Annotated in this window: 18 protein-coding genes and 1 pseudogene; 15 read left to right on the top strand and 4 right to left on the bottom strand. The window is 70.4% G+C overall.

Annotation, left to right across the window (positions count from 1 at the left end; genetic code table 11):
- Positions 1–9 precede the first annotated feature (9 nt).
- The 12 genes and pseudogenes from HALNA_RS07785 (at position 10) to HALNA_RS07730 (ending at position 13304) form a co-directional block, all read left to right on the top strand.
- Positions 10–687, top strand: a complete 678-nt coding sequence (locus HALNA_RS07785) for a DUF7310 family coiled-coil domain-containing protein (RefSeq protein ID WP_049935824.1) — start codon at positions 10–12, stop codon at positions 685–687.
- The gene (locus HALNA_RS07780) at positions 684–1118 is read left to right on the top strand and encodes a DUF7311 family protein (RefSeq protein ID WP_049935823.1); all 435 of its coding nucleotides are present in this window, start codon (positions 684–686) and stop codon (positions 1116–1118) included. Before HALNA_RS07785 ends, HALNA_RS07780 begins: the two co-directional genes overlap by 4 nt.
- Positions 1119–1156: 38 nt before the next feature.
- A pseudogene (locus HALNA_RS21125) lies at positions 1157–3084 on the top strand (ATPase, T2SS/T4P/T4SS family).
- A complete protein-coding gene (locus HALNA_RS07770) occupies positions 3081–4805 on the top strand; it encodes a hypothetical protein (RefSeq protein ID WP_049935822.1) in 1725 nt (574 codons plus the stop codon). The pseudogene HALNA_RS21125 and the gene HALNA_RS07770 overlap by 4 nt, the downstream one beginning before the upstream one ends.
- Positions 4806–4843: 38 nt before the next feature.
- Positions 4844–5311 (top strand): DUF7283 family protein, encoded by a 468-nt coding sequence (locus HALNA_RS07765; protein WP_049935821.1) that lies wholly within the window; start codon positions 4844–4846, stop codon positions 5309–5311.
- Positions 5292–5687: a DUF7285 family protein gene (locus tag HALNA_RS07760; protein ID WP_049935820.1), complete on the top strand. Its 396-nt coding sequence runs from the start codon at positions 5292–5294 to the stop codon at positions 5685–5687. Before HALNA_RS07765 ends, HALNA_RS07760 begins: the two co-directional genes overlap by 20 nt.
- Positions 5684–6550: a DUF7284 family protein gene (locus tag HALNA_RS07755; protein ID WP_157573481.1), complete on the top strand. Its 867-nt coding sequence runs from the start codon at positions 5684–5686 to the stop codon at positions 6548–6550. The genes HALNA_RS07760 and HALNA_RS07755 overlap by 4 nt, the downstream gene beginning before the upstream one ends.
- A complete protein-coding gene (locus tag HALNA_RS07750) occupies positions 6547–9615 on the top strand; it encodes a DUF7286 family protein (RefSeq protein ID WP_157573480.1) in 3069 nt (1022 codons plus the stop codon). The genes HALNA_RS07755 and HALNA_RS07750 overlap by 4 nt, the downstream gene beginning before the upstream one ends.
- A 31-nt stretch (positions 9616–9646) precedes the next feature.
- Positions 9647–10078 (top strand): DUF5791 family protein, encoded by a 432-nt coding sequence (locus HALNA_RS07745; RefSeq protein WP_049935817.1) that lies wholly within the window; start codon positions 9647–9649, stop codon positions 10076–10078.
- Positions 10079–10083: 5 nt separating this feature from the next.
- Positions 10084–10953, top strand: a complete 870-nt coding sequence (locus HALNA_RS07740) for an SDR family oxidoreductase (RefSeq protein ID WP_049935816.1) — start codon at positions 10084–10086, stop codon at positions 10951–10953.
- Between the two features lie 74 nt (positions 10954–11027).
- Positions 11028–12185, top strand: a complete 1158-nt coding sequence (locus HALNA_RS07735; RefSeq protein WP_049935815.1) for a DHH family phosphoesterase — start codon at positions 11028–11030, stop codon at positions 12183–12185.
- Positions 12186–12215: 30 nt separating this feature from the next.
- On the top strand, positions 12216–13304 hold the full coding sequence (locus HALNA_RS07730; RefSeq protein WP_049935814.1) for an aldo/keto reductase: 1089 nt from the start codon (positions 12216–12218) through the stop codon (positions 13302–13304).
- A gap of 164 nt (positions 13305–13468) precedes the next feature.
- Here the strand turns inward: HALNA_RS07730 and HALNA_RS20575 are convergent, their stop codons facing one another.
- On the bottom strand, positions 13469–13639 hold the full coding sequence (locus HALNA_RS20575) for an HVO_0758 family zinc finger protein (protein ID WP_169719026.1): 171 nt from the start codon (positions 13637–13639) through the stop codon (positions 13469–13471).
- A gap of 83 nt (positions 13640–13722) precedes the next feature.
- Here HALNA_RS20575 and HALNA_RS07725 point away from each other — a divergent pair, with 83 nt between their 5' ends.
- The 3 genes from HALNA_RS07725 (at position 13723) to HALNA_RS07715 (ending at position 15969) form a co-directional block, all read left to right on the top strand.
- Positions 13723–14814: a glycosyltransferase family protein gene (locus tag HALNA_RS07725; protein WP_049935813.1), complete on the top strand. Its 1092-nt coding sequence runs from the start codon at positions 13723–13725 to the stop codon at positions 14812–14814.
- Positions 14811–15293: a DUF7109 family protein gene (locus tag HALNA_RS07720; protein WP_049935812.1), complete on the top strand. Its 483-nt coding sequence runs from the start codon at positions 14811–14813 to the stop codon at positions 15291–15293. Before HALNA_RS07725 ends, HALNA_RS07720 begins: the two co-directional genes overlap by 4 nt.
- Before the next feature lie 76 nt (positions 15294–15369).
- Positions 15370–15969, top strand: a complete 600-nt coding sequence (locus tag HALNA_RS07715) for an NUDIX hydrolase (protein ID WP_049935811.1) — start codon at positions 15370–15372, stop codon at positions 15967–15969.
- A gap of 93 nt (positions 15970–16062) precedes the next feature.
- On the opposite strand, the gene HALNA_RS07710 is transcribed toward HALNA_RS07715, so the two are convergent.
- The 3 genes from HALNA_RS07710 to HALNA_RS07705 form a co-directional block, all read right to left on the bottom strand.
- A complete protein-coding gene (locus tag HALNA_RS07710) occupies positions 16063–16521 on the bottom strand; it encodes an Hsp20/alpha crystallin family protein (protein ID WP_049935810.1) in 459 nt (152 codons plus the stop codon).
- Positions 16518–16676 (bottom strand): DUF7559 family protein, encoded by a 159-nt coding sequence (locus tag HALNA_RS20570; protein ID WP_169719025.1) that lies wholly within the window; start codon positions 16674–16676, stop codon positions 16518–16520. Before HALNA_RS20570 ends, HALNA_RS07710 begins: the two co-directional genes overlap by 4 nt.
- A gap of 152 nt (positions 16677–16828) precedes the next feature.
- The gene (locus tag HALNA_RS07705; RefSeq protein ID WP_049935808.1) at positions 16829–18163 is read right to left on the bottom strand and encodes a cytochrome P450; all 1335 of its coding nucleotides are present in this window, start codon (positions 18161–18163) and stop codon (positions 16829–16831) included.
- Positions 18164–18193: the final 30 nt, after the last annotated feature.

Here is an 18193-nt window from a genome sequence, read left to right as displayed (position 1 = left end):
ACCGCCCCTATGGCCGACCGACTGGAAGAACGCGTCGCTGCCCTCGAACGAACGATCACCGACGGTCACGCGACCGACGGCCTCCCCGACGCAGCACGGATGGAGTCGCGCCTCGACGACCTCGAAACGACCGTGGCGGACCTCGACGACCGGCTGACCGAACTGGACGCGGCCGTGCAGGCGCTTCGCGGCTTCGTCGGTGGCGTCAAGGCGGTCGACGAGGCGGTCGAGCGGCGGGCGGACGCCGCCGTCGCGCGAGTCGACCGCCTCGAAGCCGACCTAGAGGCGGTTCGAGCGGAGCTACGCGACGGCGCCGGGGACGCGGCCGACGCGACTGCCGTCGGAGACGACCGCGAGGACGGGAGCCACACGGCGCCCCACCGCGGCGGACGCGGAAACGGGCGCCCCGACTCCACCCGATACGAGAACGGCCACGCCGGCCCCGACCAGTACGGGACGGATCACGAGCGTGACCGCGATGGCTCGCCGACCGCCGACCGCCGTTCCTCGTGGTCGGCAGCCGACGGCTCGGGGTCGGTGAACGGCGAGAAGGGAGTCCAGCAGTCCGCCGTGGCCGCCCGCACCGACGCCGCCCTCGCGGAGGCGGCCGCGATGGCCGACGAGCCCGAGAGTACAGAGACGGACGACGGCCACACCTTCGCCGAGCGCCTCCGACGGCTCCTGTGATCCGGGCCGTCCTCGCCGTCTGTCTGACGGTCGCGTTGCTGGCGGCGGTCACCCCCGCCGTCGACGAGGGGCGCGAGACCCGGACGGCGATCCACCTCGACCGCGTGGTCGACCGGATCGACCGCGCGGCTTGGTCGCTCCGGGCACACGAGGACCCGACGCGACCGCCCGTGGCGAGCGCACGCCGGATCGTCCGTTTCCGGCTACCCCAGCGGTCGTGGACCGCCGTCGGCGCCAGCCTGTGGATCGACGGCGACGCCGACGTCGTCGGCTACCGGTTGGACGGCCAGCGCACCCACCGGACGCGACTCCGTGGGATCGATCTCAGAACGCCCGATGGGCGTGTCGTCTTCGACGGCTCGTCACGGTACCGACTCGTCCTCTCGCTCGTCCGGTCGGAGGGGGTCGGCGTCGTCGTCACACGTGGCTGAAGCCGAGGTTCAAAAGCGATGCCAGGGCCACCCGTCCTATGCGACTCCTGGATCGACTGCGTGGCAGCGACCGACCGACCGACGACGGTGCCACGACGACCGAGTGTGGGTGCGTTCCGTCGTTTCAGACGCCGGCAGGAACCGATGTCGACGGGAAACCGACCCTCGTCGTCGACGCCGACGACTGTCCGGAGGCAGGCGACCTCGCCGCCGAACCGGCCTGTCGTGCGACGGTGGTCGGGGCCCTCACGGACCGCGACGCCGACGCCGTCCGCGTCCGGTACGACGGGCGCGAGCGTGTCTACGACGACGGTGCCGTCGGGTTGCTGGTGGCAGCCGGGCAGTTCGCCGCGCGCGCCGCCGTCCACGACGAGACACTCGCGGCACGGGCGCGTCGTGATCCGCTCGGGGCGGCCCACGAAGCGACCGGCCGCGCTGGCGCGGTGGCGAATCTGGCGGCCACCTCGGGACTGGCCGCCGGTCCGACCGCGTCGACGACTACGAAACCGCACTCTCGTCCACCGTCGGGCCGACGGTGTCGAACTCACGGCTGGTCGAGCGACCACCAGACGAGGCGACGCTGCTGGCTCGACGGGAACTCGACACCGGGGCGACGGTACGCCGCTATCGGGGCAATCGGGGCGACTACTACCTGCTCGAACCCCTCGACTCGCGGCTTGACGGGGCGGAGATGCGTTCCCTGTCGGCCGCCTACGACCGGCTAGCGTCGAGCGGTTGGAACGAGGGACGAGCGATTCCCCGCGCCGTCCGAGCGGTCGCGGACGCGACCGACGACACCGAAATGTCGATCGAGTCGATCGAGCGCGTCCTTCGGAAACACACGCGCGGCCACGGCGTCCTCGACGACCTCTTCGCCGACCCAGCGGTATCGGAGGTGGTGGTGTCGGCACCCGTGAGCGACGGCCCGGTTCAGGTGTCGATCGACGGCGATCGACTGCCGACGAACGTCCACCTGACGCGTGAGGGCGTGGCAGCGCTCGCCTCGCGCTTCCGACGTGAGAGCGGACGGGGGTTCTCGCGCGCGACGCCGACGCTCGACGCGACGACGGACGGCCCGTTCGGCGGCCGTATCCGCGTCGCGGGCGTCACCGATCCAGCCAGCGACGGCTACGGCTTCGTCTTTCGCTCTCACCGCACGGACGCGTGGACGCTCCCGGCGCTCGTGGCGAACGGGACGCTTCCTGCCCGGGCGGCGGCCCTCTGCTCGGTGGCCATCGAACGGGCCGCCGCAGGGCTGGTCGCCGGGCCACGCGGCGCGGGGAAGACGACGCTCTGTTCGGCACTCCTGTGGGAACTCCCGCCGTCGACCCGGACCGTCGTCGTCGAGGACACGCCCGAACTCCCGGTGTCGGCGCTCCGTGATGCCGGCCGCGACGTACAGGCCGTCCGAACCGCGGCCGACGACGGCCCGGCGCTCTCGGCGACCGAGGCGTTGCGAACCGCGCTCCGACTCGGAGACGGCGCGCTCGTCCTCGGCGAGGTCAGGGGCGAGGAAGCGGCGACACTCTACGAGGCGATGCGCGTCGGTGCGGCGTCGAGCGCCGTTCTCGGGACGATCCACGGCGACGGCGCCGAGTCGGTGATCGAACGCGTCGTGACCGATCTGGGCGTTCCGGCGTCGTCGTTCGCGGCGACCGACCTGCTGGTCACTCTTTCGGCGGGTGAACGGCGACGAGTCGCGACCATCGAGGAGGTCCGCCACGCCGGCGGCGAGGTGGGCTTCGAGTCGCTGTTCGAACCGGATGCCGACGGCACGGAGCCGACGGGCGTGGTCGAACGTGGAAACAGTCACCTCGTCGCGTCGCTGGCCCGGCCCGACGAGTCGTACGCGGACGTGTTGGACGCGCTCGACGAACGCGAGGCGCTGCTGTCGGAGCTTGCCGACACCGAACGCACGGGCGCCACCGAAGTCGACGCGGCACACCGACGGCGGGTGGTGGAATGACGGTTCGATCGGTCGTCGAACGCCTCGGTGGCTGGTGGCCGGGACGTGTCGATCCGGATTCGGAGACCGAACGCGCCCTCGCGTACCTCGACGTCGCCGTCGACACGGAGACGCTCCTCGGGGCGGCGCGCGTCGTGACGACCCTGATCGTCGCAGTCGCCGTCGTCGGCGGCGTGGCGCTCGGTCGGTTCACCACCCTTCGGCTCGGCGTCGCCGTCGCGGCCGCGGGAACCGCCGTCGGCCTCGCCGTTGCGCTCGTCGCGAACCGGGGGCCGGCGTTTCTGGCGACGCTCGCGCGGACGCGTGCGCTCGGGTCGGCCGCCTCGCTCGTCGGACGGGCGGCCCTCCGTCTGCGAATCGATCCGACGGTCGAGCGGGCGGCCGCCTTCGCCGCCAGTACGGGCCGTGGGCCGCTCTCCCGGAGTCTCGGCGCGCACATCGAGCGAGCCGCGGGGACGCCACGGAGCGGGATCGACGCGTTCGCCGAGGAGTGGCACGATCGGTTTCCGGCGCTCGAACGCGCAGTGACGCGGCTGGACGCCGCCGCGTCGGCACCGGCGGCTGAGCGCGACCGGCATCTCGACCGTGCCGTCGAGGCGTCACTCGACGGTGTGCAGGAGGAACTGGCCGCGTTCACGGGGGAGATCAGGGGCGCGGTTACCGGGCTGTACGCCTTCGGCATCCTCCTGCCGCTGGCACTGGTCGGGGTACTTCCGGCGGCACGCGCGACGGGCGTCCGGCTCTCGCTGCCGGCCGTCGTCGCGCTGTACGACGTGGTGTTACCGCTCGCCGTAGTCGCGGCGGGCGTGTGGATTCTCGTCCGTCGCCCCGTCGCCTTCCCGCCGCCGCGGATCGGCCGCGACCACCCGGACACGCCGGACGGTCATCTGCGCGCGTTGGGGGGCGGCGTCGCCGCAGCGGCGGTCGGCGGGTACACCGCCGCGCGACTGGTGGCACCGTGGACGGCGCCGGTAGCGGCGGTCGGGTTCGGTGCCGGCGTGGCACTCGTCGTCGACGCCCGGCCAGCGAAGCGCGTCCACGAGCGCGTCCGCGCCGTCGAGGCCGACCTCGACGACGCCTGCTATCTCGTCGGCCGGCGGGTCGCGGCGGGGGAAGCCGTCGAGACGGCACTCGCCGAGGCGGCGGACCGGATCGCCGGCACGACCGGCACGCTGCTCGCGGACGCGGCGAGTCGGCAGCGTCGCCTGGGACTCACGGTCGGCGAGGCGTTCGACGGCGAACACGGAGCCCTCGCGGCGCTCCCGAGCCGCCGGGCACGCGAAGCGGCGACCCTGTTCTCCCTCGCGGCGACCGAGGGACGGCCAGCGGGTGAGGCGCTGGTCGCGACGGCCGAACACGTCGAGGCACTCGGCCGGATCGAGCGGGACGCCCGCCGGGAGCTCACACAGGTGACCGACACGCTGTCAAACACTGCGGCCGTGTTCGGACCGGTCGTCGGCGGGGCGACCGTCGCGCTGTCGGCTCGCGTCGCGCGCACGGGGACGACGGCGGGGTTCGGGGCTCCCCCTCTCCCGACGGCCGAACTGGGGATCGCGGTCGGGGCGTACGTCCTCTGGCTCGCCGTGGCGCTTACGGCCCTCTCGACCGGGTTGACACACGGACTCGATCGGACGCTCGTCGGCTATCGCGTCGGGGTCGCCACGTGTCTCGCCACCGTCTGTTATCTCGCGGCGTTCATCGGCGCCGGCCTGTTTCTCTGACCGGAGCTTCAAGTACGGTGACGGGGCCATCCGGCCCCATGCTCGGTGTTCCAGTCGATGCGTGGTACGTCTGGCTCGGACTGTCGCTCGCGAGCGTCGCGCTGGTTGGCGTCGGGGCGACACTCCCGACGGCACCGCCACCCGCCGCCGGTGACGCCGCCGACACGGTCGACCGGACGGCGGCGACGGCTCATCCGACGACGGCGGAGCATCCGCTCGACGCGCGGTCGATCCGCATCGGACCGAGACGGATCGGCCTTCGAAACGACGCGGGTACGACGCATGCGGCGTTCGCGTTCGGCCCGGTGACGCCCGCGGTGGCGTCGAGGGCGCTACGGGCCGTCTTGCGCGGCGCGCCCCCCGAGTCACGCTTCGCCTCGGGCGAGGCGCTCTGTGACGCGGGGCACGCCGCGAGGCAGGGAGCTCCGGAGTGGCGACCGGTCGACGGTCCGCTGATCGTCCGACACGTCGTCTGGGAGGGGTGTGATGTCACGCTCGTCGGCTAGGGGGCAGGTCGAGCCGACCGCCGCGCTCGTCGTCCTCCTGGCGGTGTGTGCGGCCGTCTCTACGTACGCGGTCGCCCTGAACGGTGCGGGGTACGAATCGGAGCGGAACGTCGCGTCGCCGACACTCGACCGCGTCGTCGGTCGACTCGCCGTCGGCGGCGTCGCCGACCCGCGTCGGCGGGCGCGAGCACGGCGGTCGGGGCCGACGGGCTACCGGCTCAACGTCACGATTGCGGCGGCGGGTCGGCGCTGGTACGCGGGGCCATCGCCGCCGGGACGCCTGGCCGACACCGACACTGCGGCGCGTTCGGTCGGCGTTCGAATCGCGCCCGGTCGGGTTCGTCCCGGCCGCGTCCGTGTGGAGGTGTGGTCGTGACGAGCACCGTTCTCGACGGCGTGCTCTGTCTCCTGTTTATCAGCGCCGCAGTCGTGACGGTGACGACCGCGACGCCCCGGGAACCGACCGGTGAAGGGCGTGCCGGTGACGTGGCCTCGACACTCGCGACGACAACCGCGTCCGTGAACTACACGCTCACCCCCCGGAACGGGACGACGGGCGTCGAGTTTCCGGGGCGAACGAGCGGCGCGTTCGATCGAACCGCTCACGGAACGCTGGCCCAGTTGCTGGCACATGCGGCCGTCGCTCGGGCCGAGGTCGGTGACGAGCGCCTCTCTCACGCGAGAGACGGCTACAGTCGCGCGGTCGTCGGAGCCGTCCGAGGGGCCGTACGATCCAACCACACCCTGATCACCGCCGTCTGGCAGCCGTATCCCGAATCTTCGATCGGGGGACGAATCACCATCGGAAGCCGCCCGCCGCCGGATCGGCCGATCCACGCGGCGGCGGTCGTTGCGCCGAGTGGCTTCCCGACGACGGGCGAGGCGGCCCGCCGCGCCGCACATTCGCGCGGAATCGACGGCGTCGCCGACGCCGTGGCCGAAGGATTCGTCGACGGGCAGTTCCCACCGACGCGAACCCGTATCGTCGCGGGCGGTGGGTCGTCGGAGTCGACACTGGTTCGGCATCGCCACCGCCGACTGGCCAACCGGCTAAACGTGACCCGGTCGCCACGGCCGACGCTCGCCGACGGGGGCGTCGCCGACGCCAACGATCATCTCGAAGCGGCGGTGGCCGAGCGAGTCCGTCGAGACCTGCGCGCTTCGAACAGGTCTGTGGCGGCGGCCGCCGAGGGCGTCCGACTCGGACGCGTCCGAATCGTCGTGAGGACGTGGCCGTGACCCGGTTTGTCGAGGATCGGCGCGGGCGCGTCCCGTTCGCCCTCGTCGGCGTCCTGTTGCTGGTCGGCGCGTCGACGTTCGGGGCAGCCCTGTCGACGCGCGGGCCGGACCGGATCGACCGCGACGCCGCCGTAGCTATGGAGCGGGCGTCGGCCGAGACGACGATCGCGCTACGGTCGGCGGTCGGTGCGGCGGCGCGCGAGGCGGCGACGGAGCCGGTGACGACCCCCGCCGAGACGCCGTACGGTCGGCTCCTGAGCGACGCCACGCCGTTCCGGGACGCACTCCGGCTTCGGATCTACCTGACGCTCCGGGATCGTCTGTCCGTCACCCGGTACCGCCGTGGCGACGTGACGGCCGTCGCGTCGCTGCCCGAGGCGACGACGCCCGCCGAACTCCGCCGGAGGATGGAGCGCATCGCGGTTCGGGGCGTCGAGAACGGCACCGCACTTCGGGTGACAGTGCGAAACCTGACCGTGACGGCTAGCGAGTCGGGTCGGGTCGTCGCGAGCGAAAGGCGGGATCGGACGGTGACCGTCTCGACGCCGGTGCTCGCGCTCCACGACCGTGCGACGACCTTCGAAACCCGACTGAACCGGGGACCGCTTGACGGTCCAGGGCTGGGGCGTCGGTTGACCGCGCGACTTTATCCCATCGCGTGGACGCGTGGCTACGCCCAATATTACGACGCGGTGCCCATCGCCAACGTCGTCGCGACGCGTCACGTCGAGACGGCGACCAACGGCGCCGTCCTCGAAACCCAGCAGGCGGTGTTCGGTCGGAGCGACCCCGCGGGACGGCGCGGGCTACATCGCGCGACCCTCGAACTCGGCGTGAAGGACTTCACCGCGGCAACATCCGTCGACGGTTCGTGGGCAAAGCGCGTGCTGCCGCGGTCGCCCCCGAGCGAGAACGGGACGGTCGCGCTCGGCCGCCGGCGAGGGAAAGCGGGACCGTCGCCGGCTCGATCGATCGACGTCGACGTCGAACCACTCGCCCGTCGAAGCCTGAACGGGCTCCGCACCGACACCGTGCAGTCGAACCGGTCGCTCAGCGGCGTCCTCCGTGCCGCATACCGCGTCGAGACTGCGCTTCGAACGTCGCGACAGCAGACCTACGCGGAGCCGAGGCCGGAGCCGAAAAAGCCGGACGACGAGTGGTCGCTCGCGGAGACGACGGTGACTCTGAATTCGGAGGTGGGGGCAAGCGTCGCCTCGTCTCCCACAGTCGAGGCCGACGAGCGTCGTTTCGGCGGCTTCTCCCGCGTCGTCGAACTCGAACGGGAGGTGACGTGGACCTGGGAGCGCGGCAACGACACGAGGACGACAACGGGCGAGTGGACGGAGCGATACCGGGTCGGTGTGACGGTGGCCGGGACGTACGCGCCGAACGGGATGGCACCGGATCGAGCGACTCGGCCACGGTTCGAGCGCGGCGGGGCGCTTGAGGGGCCGAACCTCGCCGACGTGCCCGCGAAGGCCGAACGGGCGCTCGTGGCGGCGCAGGGCGGTCAGGACGCGGTGGCCGTAGCGGTTGCGAACGGGAGTCTCGGCGTGCGCGACCGGGTCGTCTACGGCAACCGATCGGCTGACCTCCGCTCGTGGACGGACCGGGACTTGCGGGACCTCCGCGAGGAGTTGGCGAACGTCACCGTCTCCGTGGATGCGGGCCGTGTAGCGACGTACACGGCGAACCCGCCCGAGCAGTTGGCGGCCACGCTCCGTCGGAAGCGATCGAAACTGGTGGCGGCGCCGAGCCAGTATCGGGGCGCCGCCGACAGGGCGCGCGTCGGTGCCCGAGCGGCGCTGATCGACGGGACGATCCGACGACTGGAGCGGCGGGCAGCGAACCACAACGAGACGCGCCGGACGTTCGACGCGGCGCTCGATCGGGTCGGCGTCGGGTCGACGCGGACGCTCCACCGGATACTCCGGCTGCGGTCGGCACCGACGCCGACACGGCGAGCGAACCTGTCCGGATCGCCCCCAGGTGGCCCCGTCGGTGTCGTTCCGGATGGCTCGCCCGCGTACCTCACAGTCGCATCGGTGGGCCACGACCGTGCAGCGGCGGTCCCGCCGTCACGGCCGTACCACCCGCTCGCGGCGAAGAATCTGAACGTCTTCGCCGCGCCGTACGGCGACGCGGTGGACGTGGTGTCCGGGGCGGTATCGGATCGGACGCGGCGGACCCGACTCCGGACGGCGGCCCGAACCCTGGTCGCCACCGAATCCACGGGATCGGTTTCGGTTCGCGAGCCACGGCGGAATCTCCGGGCGGCGGTGTCCGACTCGGTGGGTGTCGTCCGAACGCGAACGCGACGCGTCGTCCGGAACGAGACGCGACTCACGCGGTCGGAGGCGCGTGCCGCCGTCGCCGAGGGGTTCGCCCACTGGGACGGCGTGGGCCGTCGGGCGCTCGCGGCCACGAACGGATCGCTCGCCAGAGCCATCGCCACGGCGGCGGATGAGCGATCGGCCGATCCCGACCCGGGACGGCGGGCACGGCTGGAGCAGCGTCTCGAAACCGCCATCGTGACCGCCCGGCGAACGTCGGCGGTGACCGTTCCGGAGACACCGGTCAACGAGACGCTGACGCGGGTTCGAACGTGGGCGGCGAAGCGGGCGGCAGCCGAGGCTGGCAGCCGTCTCAAATCGAGATACGTGAACGGGTCACTCGGGGAGGTCGCCGCCGGGTTACCGGTCGCGCCGGTTCCGGGCTACTGGTACGCGACGGTGAACGTCTGGGACGTAACCGTCCGGGGAGCGTACGCCCGGTTCAGCCTCCGAACGCGACGCGGGGCGCCGCCCACGACGCCCGGCGGGACCATCCGGTACGTCCGCGACGGCTCCACGGTTCGTCTCGACGTGGACGGCGACGGGACGGGGGAGCGGCTGGGCCGCGACGAGCGCGTCGCCTTCGAGACGGGGACGGTCGTCGCCGTCGCCGTCCCGGCTGGTCGTGGTGGCGTCGGTGACGTGGGCGGGAACGCGGACGAGCGCTCGGGGGCCTGGCCGCGGCCGGGCTGTACGTCGTGGAACGGGACCGCCTGCCCCGATTCGGAGTGAGACTTTTGTTGGCGGGGCGCCCATCCAACGTATGCTCTACGACGCCGCCGACGAACCGGGGACGCTATCACCACGACAACTCCACGCCGCGTACGAGATGGAACTGCGCTCGGTGATCGACGCACACGGGGTCGACACCGTCGCCAGCGAGGCCGGCGTCTCGGCCGAGACGATCGAGGCCCTCCTCGACGGTGAGTCACCGTCGCTGACGCTGTCGGAGGCAGCCGCGATCCTCGCCGTGGACGGGGACGGACGGGACGCCGAGACCATCGTACAGGAGGTCCGCGATCATCTGTTGATGGCGATGGCGACGGGCGTCGTCGACGTCGACACCATCGCCTCGAGCGTCGACCTCGACCTCTCGGGACAGGAAATTCAGCAGGCGATCGAGGGTCGGGTTCGGATGACGCTCGCGGAACTCGCCGCCATCCACAACTACATTGCGGGCCGAAACGCCCGCTGATCACCGTGCGGGTCGCCATCCTCGGCTGTGGGTACGTCGGCCTCGAACTCGGGCGGCAACTGACCGACGACGGACACGAGGTGGTCGGCGTCCGCCGATCGGACGCCGGACTCGACGCTATCGAGGCAGTGGGATTCGACGCCGTCCGCGCCGATCTGACGGACGCGGCGTCGCTGTCGGCCGTCCCGGACGCCGACTGGCTCGTATACGCGGCCAGTGCCGGGGGCCGTGGCGTCGACGCGGCACGGGCGGCGTACGTCGACGGCCTGCGGACCGTCGTCGAGACGTTCGGCGAGCGGGCGTCGCCGCCCGATCGGCTCGTCTACACGTCGAGTACGGGCATCTACGGCGACCACGACGGTGCCTGGGTCGACGAGTCGTCGACCCCCGACCCTGCGACGGAGCGCCAGCGCATCCTGCTGGAAGCGGAGGGTATCGCACTGGAAGCGGATCGACTCGACGGGACAGTCGTTCGCTTCGGCGGCCTCTACGGTCCGGATCGCTACCGCCTGGACTACTATCTCGATGGCCCGGTGACGGAAGGGTATCTCAACTCGATCCACCGCGACGACGCCGCCGGCGTCGTGGCACACCTCCTCGAATCCGACCGTGCGCGCGGCGAAGTGGTGCTCGCCGTCGACGACGAACCCGTCTCGAAGTGGGCGTTCGCCGACTGGCTGGCCGACGAGTGTGACCGTCCGCGGCCGCCGAAACGGACCGTCGAGGAGCGAGCCGCGGCGGGCGAGGTCAGCCGCCGCGTCCGAGCGAACAAGCGGTGTGCCAACGATCACCTCCACGAACTCGGCTACGAACTCCGGTATCCAACGGTGTGGGACGGCTACCAGCCGGCCATCGACGCGTTTCGAGACGCCTGACTGCGGCGATTAGATCGGATTCGTGACGACATAATAGGAGAATACTCTTGCCCTTCGACCGAGTCGGAGTGGGTATGTCCGTCGCCGCCGAGGGAGTCGTCCGGCGGGCGGTGGTGTTCGCACAGTCGCATCCGGAGTTACTGGCGGCAATACTCGTCAGTCTGGTCGTCGTCGTCGGGGGCGGATACGTCCTCAACCGGCTCACACGCCCGGCCGGCGTCCGGTTCGCGTCGATGATCGCCGAACACGACCGGATCACGGTGCTGACGCATCCGAACCCCGATCCGGACGCGATGGCGGCGGCGATGGGCGTTGCCTCGCTGGCCGAACAGGTCGAGACGGAGTCGACCATCCAGTTTCCGGGCAAGATCCGCCATCAGGAAAACCGTGCGTTCCGGAACGTTCTGGAAGTCGAACTCGACTGCATCGAACGGGCGGCGGATCTATCCTCCGAGTCGGTGGTTCTGGTCGATCACAACGAGCCACGAGGGTTCTCGAACTCCGAGCGTGTCCACCCGGTCGCCGTCGTCGACCACCATCCGGGAGAGGGCCGCGGCGAAGCCTTCACCGACGTTCGCACCGAGTACGGCGCCTGTTCGAGCGTGATCGCCGAGTATTTTCAGGACCTCGACGCCACGCCGGTGCCGCCGGACACCCACGAGAGCGAAGTCGAGGCGACGTACGTCGTCCCGTCCCGCGTCGCGACGGGGCTCTTTTTCGGCATCCTCACCGATACGAACCGCCTCACGTCGGGGATCAATTCGGCCGATTTCACGGCGAGCGGCTATCTCTCGGCGGGCGTCGACGAGAGCGCACTCGACCGCATCGCCAACCCACAGGTGAGCGCCGAGACCCTGGAGATCAAGGCGACGGCGATTCGCGAGCGACAGGTGGAGGGCGCGTTCGCCATCAGCGACGTGGGCAACGTCTCGAACGTCGACGCCATCCCACAGGCGTCGGACGAACTCATCCTGCTCGAAGGCGTCACCGCCGCGGTGGTCTACGGCGCCCGGAACGGCGTACTCTACCTCTCGGGGCGCTCCCGCGACGACCGGGTTCACATGGGACGAGCGATCGAAGCCGCGCTAGCGGACATTCCGGGAGCGAACGGCGGCGGACACGCCCGGATGGGCGGCGGCCAGATCACCATCGACGAGGAGGAGTTCGTCTGGCCCGCACGGCGAGACACGCTCACTGACCGGCTCTGGCGGGCGCTGGAAGGCGACCTGTAGGTTTTATTTGCACCCACCGTAGCACCCCGCATGGTGACCACTCGTGCCACGTGGGCGTACCGGGACCGCTTCGGCGACGGCTTCGGCCGGACGTACTTCAGGCGGTTCGGTTCCGGCGTCGTCTCCAGCGTCGGCCTCGGCACCTACCTCGGCGACCCGACCGACGCCGTCGACGACGACTACGAGCAGGCGCTGATCGCCGGTCTCGACGGCGGGTGTAACGTCGTCGACACGGCCGTCAACTACCGCTGTGGCCGGAGCGAGCGAGTCGTCGGGGCGGCGTTGGAGCGCGCCGACGTGGACCGCGACGCCGTCGTCGTCGCCACCAAGGGTGGCTTCCTGCCGTTCGACGGCGAGCGGCCCGCGGACCCCGCCGGCTACGTCCGCGAGACGTTCGTCGAGGGCGGCCCCGTCGACCTCGCGGATCTCGCCGCTGGCTATCACTGCATCGCCCCCGACGCCATCGAGGCGCTCCTCGACCGCTCGCTCGACGCGCTGGGGCTAGGGACGATCGACTGCTACTACGTCCACAACCCGGAGACACAGCTTCGCGTCCGCTCCCGGGAGACGGTGTACGACCAGCTCGAAGCCACCTTCGAACGACTCGAACGGCGGGTGGCAGCCGGCGACATCGGGCGGTACGGCGTGGCGACGTGGGAGGCGTTTCGCGTCCCGCCCGAGGCCGACAACCACCTCTCACTGCCCGAGGTGGTCGAACGCGCACGGGCGGCCGCGGAGACGGTCGGCCGCGCCGAAACCGGATTCGAGGCGATTCAACTCCCATTTAACATTCACATGGCCGACGCTTTCACCGCCCGGAGCCACGAGTTCGAGGGTGATCGCCGGTCGGCGCTGTCGGTCGCGCACGAACTCGGTCTGGACGTGTTCGTCAGCGCAAGCCTCGGGCAGGGAGAGCTCGCCGATGGCTTGCCGCCGGCCGTCGACGCCGAACTGACGGGCGATACGGCCGCCCAGCGAGCAATCAACTTCGCCCGGAGCGCACCGGCGGTCACCTGCGCGCTCGTTGGCACGAGCGATCCCGACCACGTCACGGAGAACGTCGCCGCGGGGACCTTCGACCCGTTGGGGGCGCGGGCGTTCGACTTGGTGTTCGAGTAGCTACCTATAGTAGCGTTTGGAACTGTTTGCACAGCCGATCGCAAGACTGCGTCCGATCGGCTGTGCAATGACTTACGAACGCTACTATACTGTTTATTGTAACTGTGTACCGGTGGTTTGCCAGAACGGGTCGGCAAACTACCGGTAATGACTTACAATAATCACTACCGGAGGTCCTTCCACTCGCGGCCGCATTCGGGACAGGTCCGAACCGAGAACACCTCGTCCGGGTCGTCCCGTTTTTTTAGCACCTTCTCACACTCCGCGCACGTGAGCCGCTCGTAGGTGTCCTTGACGAGTTCGCCGTCACGGAGTCCCTTCCGGGTCGATTTCATGCCCTCATCTTGGGCGCCCCTGTTTAAAAAACGGACCGGCCGATGCGGCGGGCTTTTGTCCGCGCCGTCCCCAGACGCGTGTGATGGAGTACGTCCAAGAACGCGTGACGACGCTCCACGACCTGACCGATCCGACGCCCACGGCGCCGACCGACCGGGCGACGGTCGTCGTCCCCATGACCGAACGGGAGTACGCCGGGCTGGCGCCGGATCGCGTCCTCTCGGAACTCGAACGGCTCGATCCGGGGCAGGTCGTCGTCCCGCTTCGAGCGCCGGCGGACCGCGTCGGCGACTTCCACGACTGGCTCGCCGACTTCGATCTGTCACTCTCGGTGCTCTGGTGTAACGGGCCGCGGCTGGAGGACTTGCTCGACGACTACGGCCTCGACGGCGAGTTCGGGAAGGGTCGTGACGTGTGGCTCGGCCTCGGCCAGGCGCTCGATCGCGAATTCGTCGTCGTCCACGACGCGGACACCAAGAGCTACTCGCGGGCGGACGTGACGCGACTCCTCTTTCCCCTCGCCCACGGCTACGACTTCGCGAAGGGGTACTACGCCCGTGTCGAGAACGACCGCCTCTACGGCCGACTCTTTCGGCTGTTTTTCGTCCCGCTGGTCCGCGCGCTGGGCGAGGAGCGTGACGCCCCGATACTCCGCTATCTCGACACCTTTCGGTATGCACTCGCGGGCGAGTTCGCGGCGACGACCGACCTCGTCGAACGGCTCCGCCCCCAGCGGTCGTGGGGGCTGGAAGTCGGCACCCTCGGCGACGCCTTCGACCACGCCGGCTTCGAGGGGAGCGCACAGGTCGATCTGGGGACGTACGAACACGACCACCGCGCGGTGAGCGGGCCGACCGGCCTCTCCGATATGAGCCGGCACGTCGGCGCCGCGCTCCTCCGCGTCGTCGAGGAGGGTGGCGTCGACCCGGAGTACGGTAGCCTGCCCGAGCGCTACCGCGGGGCGGCGCGCTCGCTCGTCCGGAGCTACGAACTCGACGCGGCGTTCAACGGGCTGACCTACGACCGCGGGGACGAACTCGACCAGATCGAGACGTACGCCGACGCCATCGAACCGCCGGGGACGGACCGCCGCTTGCCGGCGTGGACCGAGACACCGGTGTCGCCCGAGCGAATCGCCGAGGCCGCCGCCGCGGATCTGGAGGCGGTACGGTGAGCGTCCCGACCGCGACGGGGGACGAACTCGCGGGCGTCGTCGACCTCTTCGGCGCGGTGACCCGCGAGGAACTCGGCGATGCGCTCGGCGAACTCGCCTTCAAGCGCGGCGAAGAGGTCGACGAGGCGGCCGTCGAGGCCGCCGTCGACGACGCCATCGAGGGCTACTACCTCGTCGCCGTCGACCGCGACGGGACGACGCTCCTCGCGCCCGGCCCGGTGGCGTTCCCGACGCTCCCCGAGGACGCCGAGGACCTCCCGCACATTCTCGACGTGCCGACGCGGACGGTCGACCGCGGCGTCTTGGCCGAGGCGGCGGAACGACGGCTCCGTGCCGACGCGGCGCGGGCCGTCGACGCCGACGCCGCCGAGCGGATCGAACGGCTGCTCGACGTGAGCTACGACCTCGAAACGTGGGGCTCGACCGACGTGAGCGGCGTGCGGAGTCGGCTCGACGACGCCCTCGAGAACCACAACTGAAACGACCCCCGGTGGCGTAAACGGGGACGACTGCCACGACCGAAACCGACAGGGGGTCACCCACCACACTATGCGCATGGATCTGTCCGCGCTCGGCCGTCACACGCCACGAAGCATCGACGACGCCGAGCGTGAAGCCGCGGTCGTCGCGCCCGTCGTCGGGCGCCCCGAGGGCGATGCACTCCTCTTTACCAAGCGCGCGGACCACCTCGGCCAGCATCCGGGACAGATGAGTTTCCCGGGTGGCGGCCGCGAACCCAGCGACGAGGATCTGGAGGCGACGGCACGTCGCGAAGCCAACGAGGAGATCGGGCTCCGTTCGGACGAAATCGAGATGATCGGCCGTCTGGACGACATTCCGACCGTCAGCGACTACAGCGTGCGCCCGTTCGTCTCGCGGGTCCCCGACAGGGAGTACGTCCCCGACGAGCGCGAAGTGGCCGAAATCGCCGTCCTCCCGGTCGACGAGTTGATCGACCTCGACAACTACGATTCGGAACACCGCGACCACCCATACTACGGGGAGATCAGGCTTCATTTCTTCCGCGTCGGCGGCTACACCGTCTGGGGGGCGACCGGGCGGATGCTCGTCCAATTGCTCGAACTGACGACCGACTGGGAGATGCCGCCGGAGGTCGACCGTGTGGTCGACCCGGACGCCGATTTTCCCGTCTGAAGGGGCGTGGTGGAGTCGTCCGTGGCGTCCGGGTCGGTCGACCCGGACGCCGATTTTCCCGTCTGAAGGGGCGTGGTGGAGTCGTCCGGAGCGTTACTCGTCGCCTTCGTCGCCGCTCTCGTTTTCGTCTCCGTCCTCGTTCGCTTCCTCCACGACCGCCACGTCCGTCCCGTCGGCGTGTTTCGGCACTTCGATACGGAGCGTTCCGTTACCGCTCAGGGTGGCCGACGCCTCGCCCGCGTCCACGTCGGCGTCCGGGGGGAGGCGTGCCCGGCCGTCGAGCGAGAGGCCGCGGCCGGGGAACCGCATCTCGAAGCCCTCGTGGAAGTCACGGAAGCGGTCGAGACGGATCTGCACCTCGCCCTCGACGTAGCGCACCTGCACGTCGCTCCGGGTAACTCCGGGGGCGTCGAACACCACGAGATAGGCGTCGTCGGACTCCAGCACGTCGTACGAGAGGGGCTTGCGCTCCTGGACTTTCCCGACGCCGCGGCCGACCCGTTCCAGAACGGCGTTGGCCGCCGACTTGCCGAACTCCTTGAACCCGGTCATAGTTCGATCTCTTCGAGGCAGTCGGTGCCGCCACAGAGCGGACAGGAGAGGTCGGAGACGGTGTGATCGTCGGCGATATCGTACGTATAGTGATTCTCGAACATATCGAGCTCGCAGTCGGCGCTCGTACATTTGATCTCCTTCGTTGCAGGCATAGGTTGGGGTTAGGGTGCGCGACTAATCAACATTAGCCTTCGTGGGAGTGCGTCACTCGCCCCCGACGCGGCGGCCCGCGTGGACGGTGAACTCGGCGTCCGCGGCGAACCGGAGGAGTGACCGGTCGAGAGCGTCTCGACGGCGCCGGCGGTCATTCGGCGGGCCGTATCTCCGCGGGGACGCCATCGCCCGGCCGGAGCGTCGGCGTGACTCGCAGGTCGTCGAGGGCGTCCTGTGGCACGTCGATATCGAAATCGCGCACTAGACGCGCGAGCGTCAGCGTCGCCCCCGAGAGGGCGAACTGCTTGCCGACACAGGCGTGTGGGCCGGACGAGAAGGGAAAGTACGCCGGCACGTTGTTGGGGTTTCGCCGCTCCCAGCGGCCCGGGTCGAAGGTGTCGGGGGCGTCGAAGTAGCGGTCGGAGCGGTGGATGGACCACTGGGGCATGATGACCGCCGCGCCCTCGTCGACGCGGTAGTCGCCGAGACGGGCTTTCCGACCGGCCCGACGGAACACCGCCCACGCGGGCGGGTAAAGCCGCAGGGCTTCACGATACACTCGCATCGTGTAGGCGAGGTCACGAACGTCGCCGTGGGTCGCCGGGCCGGACCCGAGGACCGCCTCGGCTTCCTCGCGGACCCGTTCGCGAACGTCGGGATACCACGAGAGCAGTGCCGTCGTGTAGGTGAGACTCAGCGCCGTCGTCTCGTGGCCGGCGATGAGAAAGGTCGACACCTCGTCGCGGATCTGGTTCTCGGGATAGTCGACCGCGGAGTCGTCCTCGGCCTGGACGAGCATGGTCACCATGTTTCGCCCTGCATTGCCCTCGTCGATCCGGCGGCGCTGGCGCTCGATGATGCCTTCGCTCAGGTCGCGGATGCCCTCGGCGGCCTCGCGGAACGCGGGGGAGATACGCGTCGGGAGCCACGCCGGGCCGACGCTGGCGAGGTCGAACTCGAACTCCGTGCCGGCGGTCTGCATCCACTCGTGAAACTGCTCGGCGCGGTCGGCGCCGATATCCTCGCCGAGCAACACCTCGGAGGCGACACGAACGGTCAGCCGCGTCATCTCGCGGTGGAGGTTGGTGTCGAACCGGCCGCGGTCGGTCCAGTCGTCGGCGATGGATTCGACGCGCTCGCCGACGCTGTTCGCGTAGGCCCGCACCTGCCGGCTGTCGAACGCGGGGTTCATGATCGACCGCTGCTGGCGCCAGAGGGGGCCCTCGCTCTGGACGAGACCGCCCTCGGCGATGAGCGCCGCCGACTCCTGGGCGGGGACGCGCTCGAACGTCTCGGGGCGGGAGAGGGCGTCGTGGACGAGTTCGGGGTTCGTCAACACCACGAGCGGCGCACGGCCCGGAATCGGAACGGCCACGCCGTCGCGGTAGCGGGACTGCATCGTCTCCAGAAATCGAAACGTGTCCCGGCCGAATCGAACGGCGTTCAGGAGACCGGCTTGGGGCGGGTTCGGGAGCGCCTTCGGCATACCCGGAGGTAGGGGTAGGTCGACTTGTGC

Origin of the sequence: Haloplanus natans DSM 17983 (assembly GCF_000427685.1) — an archaeon.
Taxonomy (GTDB): Archaea; Halobacteriota; Halobacteria; order Halobacteriales; family Haloferacaceae; genus Haloplanus; species Haloplanus natans.
This window is presented reverse-complemented; position numbering and strand designations above follow the sequence as displayed.